Raw genomic sequence first — 13,545 nt, forward strand, 5'->3', positions numbered from 1 at the left:
GCCGCCCCCGCGGTCACCGCGGTCACCGCGCGAGGGCGGGGAAGAGGCGGTGCGCGTTGCGGGTGGTGAGGTCGCGCCAGGTGGCGGCGCCGGACGGCGCGGGCGCGGCGTCGACGGTGGCGACCTGGGCGAGGGCGGCCTCGACGGGCGTCCAGCAGTGGTCGCTGCCGTAGAGGAGGTGCTCGGTGCCGAAGGCCGCGTCCAGGGCGGGGATCTGGCGCGGGAAGGGCGTACCGGCCATGTCGTACCAGAGGCGGCCGAGCTGTTCGACGGTGCCCGGGGCGTCCGCGGGGCCCTCGGGGCCCTCGCCGAGGTGGGTGCGGAAGAGTTCCATGCGGTCGGCGAGCAGCGGCAGGACGCCGCCGCCGTGGGTGAGGATCCACCGGATGCGCGGGCGGCGGGCGAGGACGCCGCTCAGGAGCAGGTCGCTCGCGGTGCGGGCGCTGTCGAAGAGGAACTCCAGCATGGGCCGGGGGCGGCCCAGGGCGAGTTCACCGGCGTGCGGCGGCGAGGTGGGGTGGACGAAGACGACGGCGCCGCGCCGGTCGAGGTCCTCCCAGAGCGGTTCGAGGCGCGGGTCGCCGAGGTAGACGCCCTGGTGGTTGCTCTCCACGGTCACACCGTCCGCCCCCAGCACGTCGAACGCGTGCGCGACCTCGGCGAGCGCGCCGTCGACGTCGGGCAGGGGCAGGGAGGCGAAGAGGCCGAACCGGTGCGGGTGGGCGGCGCGGACCCGGGCACCGGACTCGTTGACCTCGCGGGCCAGCGCGCGGGCCGCGCCGTCGTCGCCGAAGTGCACACCCGGCGACGAGACCGACAGATAGGACTTGTCGATCCCGGCGCGTTCCATCAGGCCGAGGTGCTGTTCGACGCTCCAGGCGGGCCAGCCGGGCATGCCGTCGGGATGCTCGACACCGGCGGCACGGGCCGCGGCCACATAGCCGTCGGTGAGGTAGTGGGCGTGTACGTCGACGAGTCCGACGAGTCCGGTCGGGTTCATACGGAGTCTCCGTTGCTCTGGAAAGCCCTGGAAAGCTCTGGGATACCGAGGTTGTTCCCGGGTGCCCCCGAGCGCCACCGCGGGAAGCGGGTCCGTCCATCCGCACGAGCGGTTCCGATGGACGGAACAGGATGACGGAAGCAGGGTGAGCGGGACAGCGGCGGCTCGCGGAACTCGCCCGGCGCAGCGGCGTGCCCGACAGCAGTGCGCTGCGGCCGGTCCGCCGCGCGGTCACGGACTGCGGGCGGTGGCGGTGCCGTACATGGAGGATCTCTTCCACGTCACGCGTCACACGTCAGCACGTCCTGCTCGCCCTGCGGGCGGGTCAGCTCCGGCGGCGGAGGCTCGGAGCGCGGACCGGGCTCGGGCCTTGCACACGGGGCGGTCTCCGCGGCTCCGCCCGCGGCGCCGCGGAGACCGCCCCCGTCGGCCGGTGGTGCCGTACCGCTCGTGCGCGGGCCCGCGCCCCTCCGTCAGGCGGTGACCTCGGCGTCCTCGGGGCGCGGGATGAGGAAGGAGGCTGCGAACGCCGCGACGACGACGACCGCGCCGGTGAGCATCGCCGTCACGTACCCGCTCGTGGAGCCGCTGCCCTCCGGGCTGCCCGTGACCTGTACGGCGGACAGCACCGCGAAGCTCAGCCCGGCGCCGAGGCCGAAGGCGGCCGAGATCAGCCCCGGCAGGAACCCGGGGTGGTCCTTCGGCGCGAGGACGACTCCGAGCAGGTTGAGCACGATGTTGGCCACACCCGCGTAGGTGAGGCCGAGCAGCACGGTGCAGGCGATCATCACCGGCAGCGAGTGCACGCCGACGAGGGCCATGAAGGCGATCACCACCGCGCTGCCCGCCAGACCCGCGCGGAGCACCCGCCGGTAGCCGAGGACCGGCGCCAGCCGGCCGGTGAACGGGCCCACGAGCCAGCCGACCAGCGCGAACGGGGTCAGGAACACCACCGAGGCCGAGGTGGCTCCCATGCCGAAGCCCGCTCTGTCGTTCTGCACGAACGACATCAGCACGCCGTTGACGGTGGCGAACACGCCCATGAGCGTCAGCAGGGTCGTCAGCAGCGGGGCCCAGGTGGCGCGTCGGCGCAGGTCGTCGATCCGGACCAGGGGGTCGCTGCCGCGCTTCTCCGTCCGCCAGAACACCGCGAACGCGGCCACGGCGACGACCAGGAGCCCGCTCGCGTACGGCCAGTTCGCCGCTCCGAGCTTCTCCGCCTCGTCCACGGCGAGCAGCAGCGCGGCGACGCTCAGCACGAGGGGGACCACGCCCGCCCAGTCCATCGGGGTTCCGGCGGAGGGCCGGGACTCCGGGCAGTTCATCTGGACCAGGACCGCCGCGAGCACGGCGACCACCGCGATCACCCAGAAGATGCTGCGGAAGCCGTGGTGCCCGGCGAGCCAGCCACCGGCGAGCGCGTCCACCCCCGCGATGCCGCCGTTGACCGCCGCGACCACGCCCATCAGGGTGCCGAACCGCTTGGGGTCGGTGATCTCGGAGCGCAGCATCAGCAGGGAGATCTGCACGACGGGTCCGGAGGCGCCCTGCGCGGCCCGTGCGATGTCGAGGACCGCGATGTTCGGGGCCAGCGCGGCCAGGACGGTTCCCGCCGCCATGAGGACGAGCATCCAGCGCAGCACCCTCTTGCGGCCCACGATGTCGCTGTAGCGGGGCAGGAACAGGGAGAACATCGCGGACGCGGTGAAGAACACGGTCTGCGAGAGGCCGGTGTTCGTCTCGTCGGTGTGCAGCTCGCGGGCCATGGTCACCAGGGCCGGGCTCAGCATGCTGGCGTTGAGCTGGAAGGCCGTGCACGCGGCGAGCAGCGCCGTCATGAGCGCCGCGGTCCCGGTCGCCGTCCTCGCCGGCCGGGTGGTCAGGTCAGTGGTCATCGCGCCGTCTCACTTCCCGGTCTGGCAGAGCCGGTCGACGAGGAGGTCCGGGAAGGTGCCGTCGGTCTTGAGCACGACGGCGGCACGGGCGCCGGGCTGCTCCGGGTAGCCCAGGTGGATGCCCCGGGTGTCCGCGACGAGCGCGCCGCGGGCCGCGCCGTCCGCGGTGTCCACGGTGACGTGCAGGCGCGGCGCGAGGACCGGGGTGACCTCGCCGACGGCGATACCGGCCGCGAGGGGATCGTGGCAGGCGGATCCGCGGAAGGGCAGCGCGGTCTCCTCGTGGAAGGTGAAGTAGAAGTCGAGGATCTCACCGGCGAGCCGGCTCACCGGCGAGCCGTGGGCGAGCAGCCGCTGCCGGTGCGCCTCGGTGAGGTTCTCCCGCATCGTCACGTCGAGCGGGACGAGGGTGAGGTCCCAGTCGGCCGCCAGCACCAGTGCGGCCGCTTCGGGGTCGTGGCCGATGTTCGCCTCGGCGACCGGGCTGATGTTGCCGGGGTGGTGGACGGCGCCGCCCATCACGGTGACGCGGGAGACCAGTTCCGGCAGCCGGGGTTCCTTGCGCAGGGCGAGGGCCAGGTTGGTCAGCGGGGCGGTGGCCAGGATGTGCAGGTCCCCGCCGGCCCGGCGGGCGGTGTCGATGATGAGGTCCGCGGCGTGCCGGGGGTCCGTACCGGCGGAGGGGGCGGGCAGGCCGACACCGCCGAGACCTCCCTCACCGTGGACGAAACTCGCATCGGCGTTCACGTCGCCGCGGAGGGTCGTCGCGGCGCCCGCGGCCACCGGGATGTCGGTGCGCCCGGCGACCTCAAGGACCTGGAGGGTGTTGCGGGCGGCCTGCTCGGCGCTGGTGTTGCCCGCGACCGTGGTGACCGCGCGCAGCTCGACACCCGGGGTCTGGCACAGGTACAGCAGTGCGACGGCATCGTCGATGCCGGTGTCGCAGTCCATGAGCAGCGGACGTGATGCGAGGACGGACATGTCGCCTCTTTCGGGGAGTCCTGCGGGCAGTCCTGGGGTCGCGCGGAGGCGCCACCCGACGGCACCACCCTCAAGTTGTCAGACAGCTTTCGGTGGGCTGGCGAGAGGTTAGGCACGGCCCCACCGCGAGCACAAGAGTGACGCTGAACACGCCCCCTCCCGCTTCGAGGCGGCGAGGAACCGTTTTACGCAGGCAGGACAAGGCAGGAGCGATCCGCGAACCGCGGCGGGACGGCCGACGCACCGGCGAGCTATCCTGAACCGAACCGGATACCGGTCCGCGATATTTGTCAGACAAAAAGAGGAGCCTTGATGCCTCGGCAGGGAGACCGCCGCCACTCACCCCGCGTCGAGCTCTACCAGCGCATCGTCACGGCCATCGACGACGGCACCTTCCCCCCGGGCGCCCGGCTGCCCTCCGAACCCGCCCTCGCCGCACAGCTCGGCGTCAGCCGCCCGGCGCTGCGCGAGGTGCTGATCCTGCTCCAGGAGGACGGCGTCATCATCCGGCGGCAGGGTTCCGGCAGCACCGTGAGCCAGTCGCCGCCCGCGCCGGGCCTGGAGCGTCTGCTGCCCGTCGAGTCCTTGCTCGGTCCCGGTACCGTACGCTGCCGCCGCCTCGCGGCCGAACTGGAGGAGCCCACGGACTTCTCGGGCTTCCACCTGCGTCTGGCACCCTCGGAGCGCACCTGCTTCTGGGAGACGGTCGTCGACATCGACGGCGCCCCGGCGTGCTTCGCGCACGAGTGGGCGGCGGACGAGGCGACGCTGCGCGCCGTCGACCCGGCCCTGGCCACGGCGCTCGGCACCGCGCCCGCCGCCCCGGACCCGGCGGCCACCATGCTCTCCGCCTTCCTGGACGCCGCGCCCCTGCCGATGACGGCCCGCAGCACCCTGGGCGCCACCATGCTCGGCAAGGAGCGCGGTACGGCCATCTCCCGGCCCCCGGAGACACCGGCGCTCCTTCTCACCCAGACCGTCTCCGTCTCGGGCCGCCCGGTCATGGCCGCCAAGTACCTGTTCCCGGCGGGGGCCCCGCTGCTGCATCTGGCACCGCGCCGCTGACGGGCCGGGCGGCGCGACCCGCCCGGGATCGCCCGGGATCGCCCGACCGCATCGGGACACCTGCGGCCGGTGGGCCGGTGGGGCGTCCCCGGCGTCCTCCCGGCCGCACCACAATCGTGTTGACCACCCGCGACAGGCGGTGCTTGAGTCGGCGCGTGGACAGCATTCCCGCCAACCGGCGGTTCTGGAACCAGTTCAGCAGCGCCTACCAGCACCAGCACGACCCGCAGATCGGCGCGGCGCCCCGGCTCTGGGGCACGTACGCCGTCCCCGACGCGCACCTGCGCGCTCTGGGCGACGTCACCGGCAAGCGCGTCCTCGAACTCGGCTGCGGCGCGGGCCAGTGGTCCAGGGCGCTCGCCGCCGAGGGTGCCGCCGTGGTCGGGATCGATCTGTCCGAAGCCCAACTCGCCGCGGCGGCCCGCGCGATGGGAGCGGCCCGCTATCCGCTGGTACAAGGCGCCGCCGAACACCTCCCGTTCGCCGCCGCCAGCTTCGACCTGGTGTTCTGCGACTACGGCGGGCTCAGCTGGGCGCCCCCGCACCTGGCCGTCCCGCAGGCCGCACGCGTCCTGCGCCGCGGTGGACGCCTGGTGTTCAACGTCGCCAGCCCATGGTTCGAAGCCTGCTACGACGAAGCCGCCGGGCACGCGACCACGACACTGCAGCAGGACTACTTCGGGCTGGACGCCATCGCCGAGGACGACGGCGCGACCAGCTATCAGCTCACCTACGGCGACTGGGTCAGGGTCCTGCGCGGCGCGGGTCTCGTCATCGACGACCTCATCGAGCCGCGGCCCGACCCCGGAACAGCCAACGGCTACAACCGAACCGACCCGCCTGACTGGGCACACCGCTGGCCGGCGGAAACGCTCTGGGTGACCCACAAACCGTAGGCACCGCGCCGCACGCACCGCCGCACCGAGCCGTGAGAGTGTTCCCCCCTACCCTCCGCCGACCAGGGCCGGTGCCGCTCGTCCGCGCCCCTTCGCGGTCTTCCACGATCTTTCGCGAGGGGTTTTCCACAGGGCTGTCGGCCGTTGGTCCTGGCGTGCACAATCGCCCACATGACCTTCACCGCGGACGCGCAGCCCGCGCACAGCACACCCGCCGATCTCGCCCGCGGGCTCCTGACCGGCGGGGTGATCGGGGCGTCCCTGACCGCCTTCATCGGCGGGTGCGTCGTCGAGAAGGCGCTGCTGGTCGTCGTGGGGCTGGTCCTGCCCGCGGTGTACGGTCTGGTCCTCTTCCTCGCCACGCTGCCGCGCCGGGCCCGTGAGGCGGCCGTCGTACCGCGCACGGCGCTCGCGGTGATCGAGAGCCTGGAGGCCGTCGGCGGCGAGAGCAGCGACGTACCCGTGCGGTTCGAGCTGTCCGTGGCGCCGGACGAAGCACCCGGATACCGCGTCGAGATACGGCAGGACATCAACCTCGTCGAACTGCCCGACTACCGGCTGCGCGGCATCGTGGTGGTCGAGTATCCCCCGGACCGCCCGGCGAAGACACGGATCGTGAAGCGGCCCACCCCGGAGTGGGAGGAGCGAGCCGCCGGGGCCCAGGTGGATTCGGTGCCCGGCCCGGCCTTGAAGAGTGATCCCCCGGTGGGCTGTGTCGGCGGTCTCCTCACCCTTCTCGGCCTGTTGCTCGGCGCGGGCGCCGTGCTCCTGCTGTTCCGTGCCGACCTGTTCGGCACCGACGAGAGCGGCGCCCCCCGAAGGCCGTCCGTCTCCTCCTCGTCGTCCACGTCCTCGTCGACCTCGTCGTCCACGACCACGGTGACGTCGGCGACCGGCACGGTCACCATCGGACCGGGCCAGTCGATGCTCGACCGGGGCGAACTGCGCAAGGCTGTCGAGTCGTTGACGGAGAACACGGGAAACACAGGGAACACGGAGTACACGGACAGGCGCCGGGCACTCACCGTCGTCGTGCAGGACCGTCTGCTGACGGTCGTCTTCTCCCCCACCGGTGTGCGGAGCGCCGGGTTCGACCCGCGTTCCCTGCCCTTCGACCGCCTGCCCGGCCTGGTCGAGGAGGCCAGAACCACCCTCGGTACCGGCTCCCCGCGGAGCTGGCAGCTGACCGCCGACGGCATCACCGGCTCGCTCACGCTCAGAGTCGTGGTCACCGGCGACGGCGGCACGGCGACGCTGGAGGCGGACGGGCAGGGCACCGTACGTCGACGCAGCGGCAGTTGACCGGATCAAACGGAGGAGGGGCGCGCATGGGGTGGGACGAGTTTCTGGTGCTGTGGTGTGCGGTGTGGGGTGTACTGGCGCTGGTCGGCTGCACCATGGCGCTGGCTGGGGTGAGCGGGCCGCAGCGGACGGTCCGGCTCACGGGGCGGATCGAGCAGGTGCGGGAATCCCGGCACGGCGGCTCCCGCAAGGGCGGGATACCGGTGGTCGTCACCTACCGCGATCCGGTCTCCGGGCAGGAGGTCACCGTGACGAACGACGGTGAGCGCGGCGAGATGATCACCGCGGCATGGGAGGGCCGGGAGATCGGGGTCAGCCACCCGCGGGGCAGACCGCACGCCTACCGGTTCTCCGACCGCCCCGAGCGGCCCGGTCGCGGACTGGGCCGGCCCGGTTGCGCGCTCTTCCTGGTCTACGTCGGGCTGGTGGTCCTCGCCGCCGTCGAGCAGGGGTGGCCTTGGGCGCTGATCGGCTTCGGCGGTCCGTGCGCGCTCTACGCCGCCGCCCACCTGCCCGGGACGGTACGCGCCAGGCGCGAACGCCTCAGCGTGCTGGCCGCGATGGACACCGTGCCGGGACGGGTCGTCGCGGTCCTGAAGGACGTCAGCATCGACCAGGACGACGGCCACGCCTGGACCACCATCACCCCGGTCGTGTCGTTCACCACCCGTGAGGGCACGGCTGTCACGGCCCACTGCACCTCGCATCTGGCGGACCCCGCCGACGCGTACGGCCGTGAGGTCACGGTCCACTACACGCCCGCCGATCCGGCCGACTTCACTCTGGACCGCGCGGCCGAACAGCGCTCACAGGGGCAGGACGTGACGTTCAACGCCCTGATGGTCCTCGTGCTCGCGGCGACAGCCGTGGCGGGGGTGGTGTTCCTCTGAGGAGCGGGAGGGGTTCCGGCCGATCCCACGAGGACGCGGCGGACCGGGTGGATCGGCTCAGTCAATGAGCGACCCGTCAGTTCCATGGCGGGGGAAGGAAATACGTTGCCCGATATAAGAACCCGCTCCCGGCAGGCTCGCGGCACCGTGACCGCCGGTGTCGTCCTGGCGGTCGCCGCCGGACTGCTCACCGCGGCGCCGGTCGCGCACGCGATGTCCGGCGCACCCGCCGCCGCAGGTGACCAGGCATTCGCCGCCCGGCTCCGCATCGGCGAGGGCGACACCATGCGCGCCTGCTCCGGCGCGCTGGTGCAGCAGCAGTGGCTGCTGACGGCCACGAGCTGCTTCGCTCCCACTCCGGGTGCCGTCGTCAAGCCGGGCAAGCCTGTGCTGAAGTCCAGTGCGACCGTGGGCAAGTAGACCCTCGACGTCGTCGAGGTGGTTCCGCGTGACGACCGGGACGTGGCCATGGTCCGGCTGGCCGAGCCCGTCACCGCGGTCAAGCCGGTGGTCCTGGCCGCCGAGGCCCCCACGGCGGGTGAGACCCTGCTCGGTTCCGGATTCGGGTGGACCGCCACCGAGTGGGTCCCGGACCAGTTGCACACGGGTGACTTCCGGGTGGATTCCGTGGCCGGCACCACCGTGGCGCTGACCGGCCAGGACGGAGTCTCCGTCTGCAAGGGCGACGCCGGTGGCCCGGCCCTGCGCCGCAAGGGTGCTGAGGTCGAGCTGACCGCCGTCCACAGTCTTTCCTGGCAGGGTGGGTGCTTCGGCGAGACGGAGACCCGGACCGGTGCGGTGGACGCCAGGGTCGACGGCCTCGCGGACTGGGTGAAGGACGTCCGTAACCGCGACCGGAACTACTCGGCCGACATCGACGGCGACGGCAAGGCCGATCTGGTCGTCCTGCGCACCAACGGCGACATCGTCGTCCACCGCAACCAGGGTGACACCTTCGCCCCGGGCCAGGTCATGTCCGGCGGCTGGAACCTCTTCGTGACCTGGAAGGACCTGGGCCGACTGTACTTCGCCGACGTCGACGGCGACGGCAAGGCCGACATGATCGTGCACACCAAGGACGGCAACATCGCCATCCGCACCAACCACGGCACCTACTGGGACCAGGGCAAGGTCATGATCACTCTCTGACCCGCTGCCTCCATGGTGTGCCGGACGGCCGGCTCCTCCGCACGGAGTGATCCGTCCTGCCGCCGCCCGGCCCTCCGATAGCACAGGCTGTTCCCGGAGGGCCGGTCCACGCCCGGCCCGTCGAAGCGTCGGACCGCTTCCGCGGCCAGGCAGGCCAGCCAGGCAGGCAGGCAGGACGTGCCGACGTCGACAGGGTCTGCCGGTCGCAGAAACCCTGGTTCCGTCGACCCGGCATCAGGCAGGCGGCTTCACCGGCGGACCGCCGAGATCAGTCCGCCGGGCCGCTCCTCGCGCTGCGGCGGGGTCCTGACCGGGCGGCCGTAGGCGGCGGCGCGCTCGCGCAGGGTGTGGCCGGTCGCCTCCCAGCCGTGCCCTGCCAGCCAGGCCACCGGGTCGTCGGGCATCTCCGAGACCCACAGGGACGCCGCCGAGCCCGGCGCGGCGTCCGCGCCGAAGCGTTCGATCGTGCCGCGCGAGCCCAGGGTCAGCCCCATCCGGCTGCCCGCCGCCGACTGCGTGCCGATCCGGGCCAGCAGCAGGTCCACCGCGTCCTCGGGCAGATAGATCAGGAGGCCCTCGGCGATCCACACGGTCGGGACGGCCGGGTCGTGCCCTGCGGCTGCCAGCGCGCCCGGCCAGTCCTCACGCAGATCAGCCGCGACGGTGATCCGCTCGCAGCGCGGGACGGCCCGCTCCCGGCGCAGCACCGATGCCTTGAAGTCCAGGGGCGCGGCGGTGTCGACCTCGAACAGCCGGGTGCCCTCGGGCCAGTCGATCCGGAAGGCCCGGCTGTCCATACCGGCGCCGAGCAGCACGATCTGCCGGATACCGGACCCGGCGGCCTGCCGCACCAGGTCGTCGAGGAACTTCGTCCTGATGACGATGGAGAACGAAACGGCCAGCCGACGGCGGCGCGCGGCCTCGTCGTCGGGCGGCGGCGAGGAGGGCCACAGGCCGCCGGCGGCCGCGAAGGCCCGTGCCAGCGGGTCACGGAACAGCGCGTTCTCCCGCTCGGTCTCCAGCGCCCGGACCCTCGCCACCCCCACGGCCGTGGCCCACACTCCCGACGGCCGCACCCGCTCCTGGTCATCAGTCACCGCGCCAGCGTAGACGGCGGGCACGACGAGCGGCCCACCGGGCATCGCCCGTCGTGCCCCGGGCTGCCGGGTCCTGGTGCGTCCGGCAGCGGCGGAGCCAACGGTCTTACGGGGAGGAGGGGACCTCCCCCGGCGCAGGGTCAGCGGAGTCCGGCGAAGAGGTCGTCCTCGGGCAGGGCCGCTCCGGTGGTGTCCTGGACGCGCACGAAGGTCTCCACACCCATCAGCTCGCCGAACCGCTCCTGGCCCATCTTGAGGAAGAAGATGTTCTCGCCCTGGCTGGCGTGCGCGGCCAGCGAGTCGAACTTCTGGCCGCTGAACGCGGTGGCGTCCACCCACGTGGTGATCTCATCGTCGGGGAGACCTATCTCGGCCATCGCGGCGGCCTCGGCGGGATCCGGTTCCGGCATGTCCTCGTGGAACTCGCGCATGGCCTCCTCGAACCGCCGCATCGTCGAGTGGGGCATCGTCGTCCAGTACACCTTCGGTGTCAGATCGGTCGTCTTCAATGCCGCCATGGTGATGCGGTGGGCCTGGATGTGGTCGGGGTGGCCATAGAAACCGTTTTCGTCATAGGTGACGACCACGTCGGGCCGGTAGTGCCGCATAAGCTCCGCGAGCCGGGCGGCGCCCTCCTCCACGGGGGTCCGCCAGAAGGATCCCGGGGCATCGTTGCCCGGCCAGCCCATCATCCCGGAGTCGGCGTAGTCCAGCGTCTCCAGGTCGCTGATCTTCAGGATGTCGCAGCTCGCCTCAAGCTCTCGACGGCGCATCGCGGCGACGGTCGCCGGATCGTGTCCCGGATCGCCCGGCTTGACACCTCCCGGCCCGTCCCCGCAGCCGCCGTCGGTACACGTCACGAGAACCGTGCGGACGCCCTCCGCCGCGTACCGCGCGAGGATCCCTCCGGTTCCGGTGGCCTCGTCGTCGGGGTGGGCATGCACGGCCATGAGCGTCAAGGGCCGGTCGGTCATAAGATCCTCCTGCATACATATGTGTCGGTTCGAGTGCGCGGCGGGTGTACCACGATCCCGAGGGTACGGATTGCCGGAGACGACCCTGCGTTCTCCGTGTTCCCCGCCCGCGCGGGTCCCGGTCCCCTGTCCATGCAACAGCACCGTTCGCGCCGACTGTTCCCGGTCCGCGGAGACGCGCCCGACCAGGACTCCGACAGGCTCAGCGCCGTGATCACGGCGACGAGACGTCGCTCGGTCCGGGCCCGCCACCCGGCGAGCCCGACGAGCCCGGCGAGCCCGGCGGGACGTTCACCGATAGGGCCGACTCAGGTGGCCGGTACGCCGTGTCCGGGGCGACGGGGAACCGCCGGCTCGTGGCGGCGGTTCGCGCCTCAGGTGGACTTGGCGGCCCGGAAGGGGAGCCCGTGCGACGGGTCTTGCCCTGAGCCTCACCGCGCCTTTGGTCCAGACCTATTGACGCGCCCTGCCGCCCACCCTACGATCCCGACGGTCACCGCCGTATGACTCCACTTCACCTGAGCCGGGCGTCACGCCCCTCCACACCTTGCACGTGCCCAGGGCACGTGGCGAGAAGGGAGCACAGCATGTTCCGTCGGAGGTTGCGTCCTCTAGATCCGGCAGATCCGACCGGTGCCGGTCAGCCTCGCACCGCCCCGCGCTCGGCCGTCGGGCAGCGCGTCCTCGCAGGCGCCGCAGCGGTCGCCATGGTCGGCACCGCCCTCGCTCTGGTGAACTCCGGTTCGGCGGGCGCCGCGACCACCAACCTGGTCTCCAACCCCGGTTTCGAGAGTGGGCTTTCGGGCTGGACGTGCTCGGCCGGCTCCGGTGCGGCGGCCGTGACGAGCCCGGTGCACTCCGGTTCCGGCGCCCTCAAGGCGACGCCGTCCGGCCAGGACAACGCGCAGTGCGCCCAGACCGTCAGCGTGCAGCCCAACTCCCGGTACACGCTGAGCGCTTACGTCCAGGGTTCGTACGCCTACCTCGGGGCCACCGGCACCGGCGCGGGCAGCGACCCCTCGACCTGGGCGCCGGGCAACTCCTCATACGGCCAGCTCAGCGTCGACTTCACCACCGGTACCGGCGTCACCTCGGTGACGATCTTCCTGCACGGCTGGTACGGCCAACCGGCCTACGTCGCCGACGACGTGGTGCTCAGCGGACCCGGCGGGAACCAGAGCACTCCGCCCACGACTCCGCCGACCACACCCCCCACCACCCCGCCCACCACTCCGCCGACGACGCCCCCCACCACACCTCCGCCGACCAGTCAGCCGCCCACCAGTCCTCCGCCCACCAACCCGCCGGGCAGCACCTGCCCGACCAAGCCCAAGCCTTCGGGCAAGGTCCTCCAGGGCTACTGGGAGAACTGGGACGGCGCCGCCAACGGGGTGCACCCCGGCATGGGCTGGGTTCCCATCACCGACAGCCGGATCGCCGCGCACGGATACAACGTCATCAACGCCGCCTTCCCGGTGATCCTCTCGGACGGCACCGTCCAGTGGCAGGACGGCATGGACTCGGGCGTCAAGGTGTCGACGCCCGCCGAGATGTGCCAGGCCAAGGCCGCGGGCGCCACGATCCTCATGTCGATCGGCGGCGCGGCAGCGGGCATCGACCTGTCCTCCAGCTCGGTCGCCGACCGCTTCGTGGCGACGGTGGTGCCGATCCTCAAGCAGTACAACTTCGACGGGATCGACATCGACATCGAGACCGGCCTGTCCGGCAGCGGCAACATCAACACCCTCTCCGCCTCCCAGGCCAACCTGGAGCGCATCATCGACGGCGTGCTGTCGCAGATGCCGGCCGGTTTCGGCCTGACGATGGCGCCCGAGACCGCCTACGTCACCGGCGGCAGCGTCACGTACGGCTCGATCTGGGGCGCGTACCTGCCGATCGTGAAGAAGTACGTGGACAACGGCCGCCTGTGGTGGCTCAACATGCAGTACTACAACGGCAGCATGTACGGCTGCTCCGGTGACTCGTACGAGGCGGGCACGGTCGCGGGCTTCACCGCGCAGACCACGTGCCTGAACAACGGACTGGTCGTCCAGGGCACCACGATCAAGGTGCCGTACGACAAGCAGGTCCCGGGTCTGCCCGCCCAACCCGGCGCGGGCGGCGGCTACATGGCGCCCGGCCTGGTCAGCCAGTCGTGGAACGCCTTCAGCGGCCAGCTCAAGGGCCTCATGACGTGGTCCCTCAACTGGGACGGCTCGCGGAGCTGGACGTTCGGCGACAACGTCAGGTCCCTCCAGGGCCGTTGACGCTCGCTGCCTCCCCCCCTGCCTGAACG

General features: G+C 72.1%; 11 protein-coding genes and 1 pseudogene. 7 read left to right on the forward strand and 5 right to left on the reverse strand.

Annotated features, from left to right (window positions below):
- Positions 1-22: 22 nt before the first annotated feature.
- From ACWDYF_RS10885 to ACWDYF_RS10895, 3 genes are all read right to left on the reverse strand, one after another.
- Positions 23-1,000: an amidohydrolase family protein gene (locus ACWDYF_RS10885; RefSeq protein WP_389467790.1), complete on the reverse strand. Its 978-nt coding sequence runs from the start codon at positions 998-1,000 to the stop codon at positions 23-25.
- Between the two features lie 473 nt (positions 1,001-1,473).
- The gene (gene uriT / locus ACWDYF_RS10890) at positions 1,474-2,895 is read right to left on the reverse strand and encodes a uridine transporter UriT (protein WP_389467792.1); all 1,422 of its coding nucleotides are present in this window, start codon (positions 2,893-2,895) and stop codon (positions 1,474-1,476) included.
- A 9-nt stretch (positions 2,896-2,904) separates the two neighbouring features.
- Positions 2,905-3,876: a nucleoside hydrolase gene (locus ACWDYF_RS10895; protein WP_381736464.1), complete on the reverse strand. Its 972-nt coding sequence runs from the start codon at positions 3,874-3,876 to the stop codon at positions 2,905-2,907.
- A 312-nt stretch (positions 3,877-4,188) separates the two neighbouring features.
- On the opposite strand from ACWDYF_RS10895, the gene ACWDYF_RS10900 reads away from it, so the two are divergent.
- From ACWDYF_RS10900 to ACWDYF_RS10925, 6 genes and pseudogenes are all read left to right on the forward strand, one after another.
- Positions 4,189-4,941 (forward strand): GntR family transcriptional regulator, encoded by a 753-nt coding sequence (locus ACWDYF_RS10900; protein ID WP_389467795.1) that lies wholly within the window; start codon positions 4,189-4,191, stop codon positions 4,939-4,941.
- Between the two features lie 155 nt (positions 4,942-5,096).
- The gene (locus ACWDYF_RS10905) at positions 5,097-5,837 is read left to right on the forward strand and encodes a class I SAM-dependent methyltransferase (RefSeq protein WP_389467797.1); all 741 of its coding nucleotides are present in this window, start codon (positions 5,097-5,099) and stop codon (positions 5,835-5,837) included.
- Between the two features lie 171 nt (positions 5,838-6,008).
- On the forward strand, positions 6,009-7,139 hold the full coding sequence (locus ACWDYF_RS10910) for a hypothetical protein (RefSeq protein ID WP_389467800.1): 1,131 nt from the start codon (positions 6,009-6,011) through the stop codon (positions 7,137-7,139).
- A 26-nt stretch (positions 7,140-7,165) separates the two neighbouring features.
- Entirely contained in the window at positions 7,166-8,029 is an 864-nt protein-coding gene (locus tag ACWDYF_RS10915) for a DUF3592 domain-containing protein (RefSeq protein ID WP_389467803.1), read from the forward strand.
- 213 nt (positions 8,030-8,242) lie between these two features.
- A pseudogene (locus ACWDYF_RS10920) lies at positions 8,243-8,851 on the forward strand (S1 family peptidase); the annotation flags it as partial.
- Positions 8,852-8,860: 9 nt separating this feature from the next.
- On the forward strand, positions 8,861-9,178 hold the full coding sequence (locus ACWDYF_RS10925) for an FG-GAP repeat domain-containing protein (RefSeq protein WP_389467921.1): 318 nt from the start codon (positions 8,861-8,863) through the stop codon (positions 9,176-9,178).
- Positions 9,179-9,426: 248 nt separating this feature from the next.
- Here the strand turns inward: ACWDYF_RS10925 and ACWDYF_RS10930 are convergent, their stop codons facing one another.
- Together ACWDYF_RS10930 and ACWDYF_RS10935 are read right to left on the reverse strand one after the other, a co-directional pair.
- Positions 9,427-10,239, reverse strand: a complete 813-nt coding sequence (locus tag ACWDYF_RS10930) for a class I SAM-dependent methyltransferase (RefSeq protein ID WP_389467923.1) — start codon at positions 10,237-10,239, stop codon at positions 9,427-9,429.
- 176 nt (positions 10,240-10,415) lie between these two features.
- Positions 10,416-11,249: a PIG-L family deacetylase gene (locus ACWDYF_RS10935; protein WP_381736469.1), complete on the reverse strand. Its 834-nt coding sequence runs from the start codon at positions 11,247-11,249 to the stop codon at positions 10,416-10,418.
- 707 nt (positions 11,250-11,956) lie between these two features.
- On the opposite strand from ACWDYF_RS10935, the gene ACWDYF_RS10940 reads away from it, so the two are divergent.
- Positions 11,957-13,516, forward strand: coding sequence for a carbohydrate binding domain-containing protein (locus ACWDYF_RS10940; RefSeq protein ID WP_389467805.1), 1,560 nt, complete (start codon positions 11,957-11,959; stop codon positions 13,514-13,516).
- Positions 13,517-13,545 lie beyond the last annotated feature (29 nt).

This window comes from Streptomyces sp. NPDC003284, assembly GCF_053589675.1.

What these genes read in the sequence shown, in the direction of transcription:
- ACWDYF_RS10910 (WP_389467800.1), top strand. Translation starts at nt 6,009, where the DNA reads ATGACCTTCACCGCGGACGCGCAGCCCGCGCACAGCACACCCGCCGAT.
- ACWDYF_RS10915 (WP_389467803.1), top strand. Translation starts at nt 7,166, where the DNA reads ATGGGGTGGGACGAGTTTCTGGTGCTGTGGTGTGCGGTGTGGGGTGTA.
- ACWDYF_RS10940 (WP_389467805.1), top strand. Translation starts at nt 11,957, where the DNA reads ATGGTCGGCACCGCCCTCGCTCTGGTGAACTCCGGTTCGGCGGGCGCC.
- ACWDYF_RS10885 (WP_389467790.1), bottom strand. Translation starts at nt 1,000, where the DNA reads ATGAACCCGACCGGACTCGTCGGACTCGTCGACGTACACGCCCACTAC.
- ACWDYF_RS10895 (WP_381736464.1), bottom strand. Translation starts at nt 3,876, where the DNA reads ATGTCCGTCCTCGCATCACGTCCGCTGCTCATGGACTGCGACACCGGC.
- ACWDYF_RS10935 (WP_381736469.1), bottom strand. Translation starts at nt 11,249, where the DNA reads ATGACCGACCGGCCCTTGACGCTCATGGCCGTGCATGCCCACCCCGAC.
- ACWDYF_RS10900 (WP_389467795.1), top strand. Translation starts at nt 4,189, where the DNA reads ATGCCTCGGCAGGGAGACCGCCGCCACTCACCCCGCGTCGAGCTCTAC.
- uriT (WP_389467792.1), bottom strand. Translation starts at nt 2,895, where the DNA reads ATGACCACTGACCTGACCACCCGGCCGGCGAGGACGGCGACCGGGACC.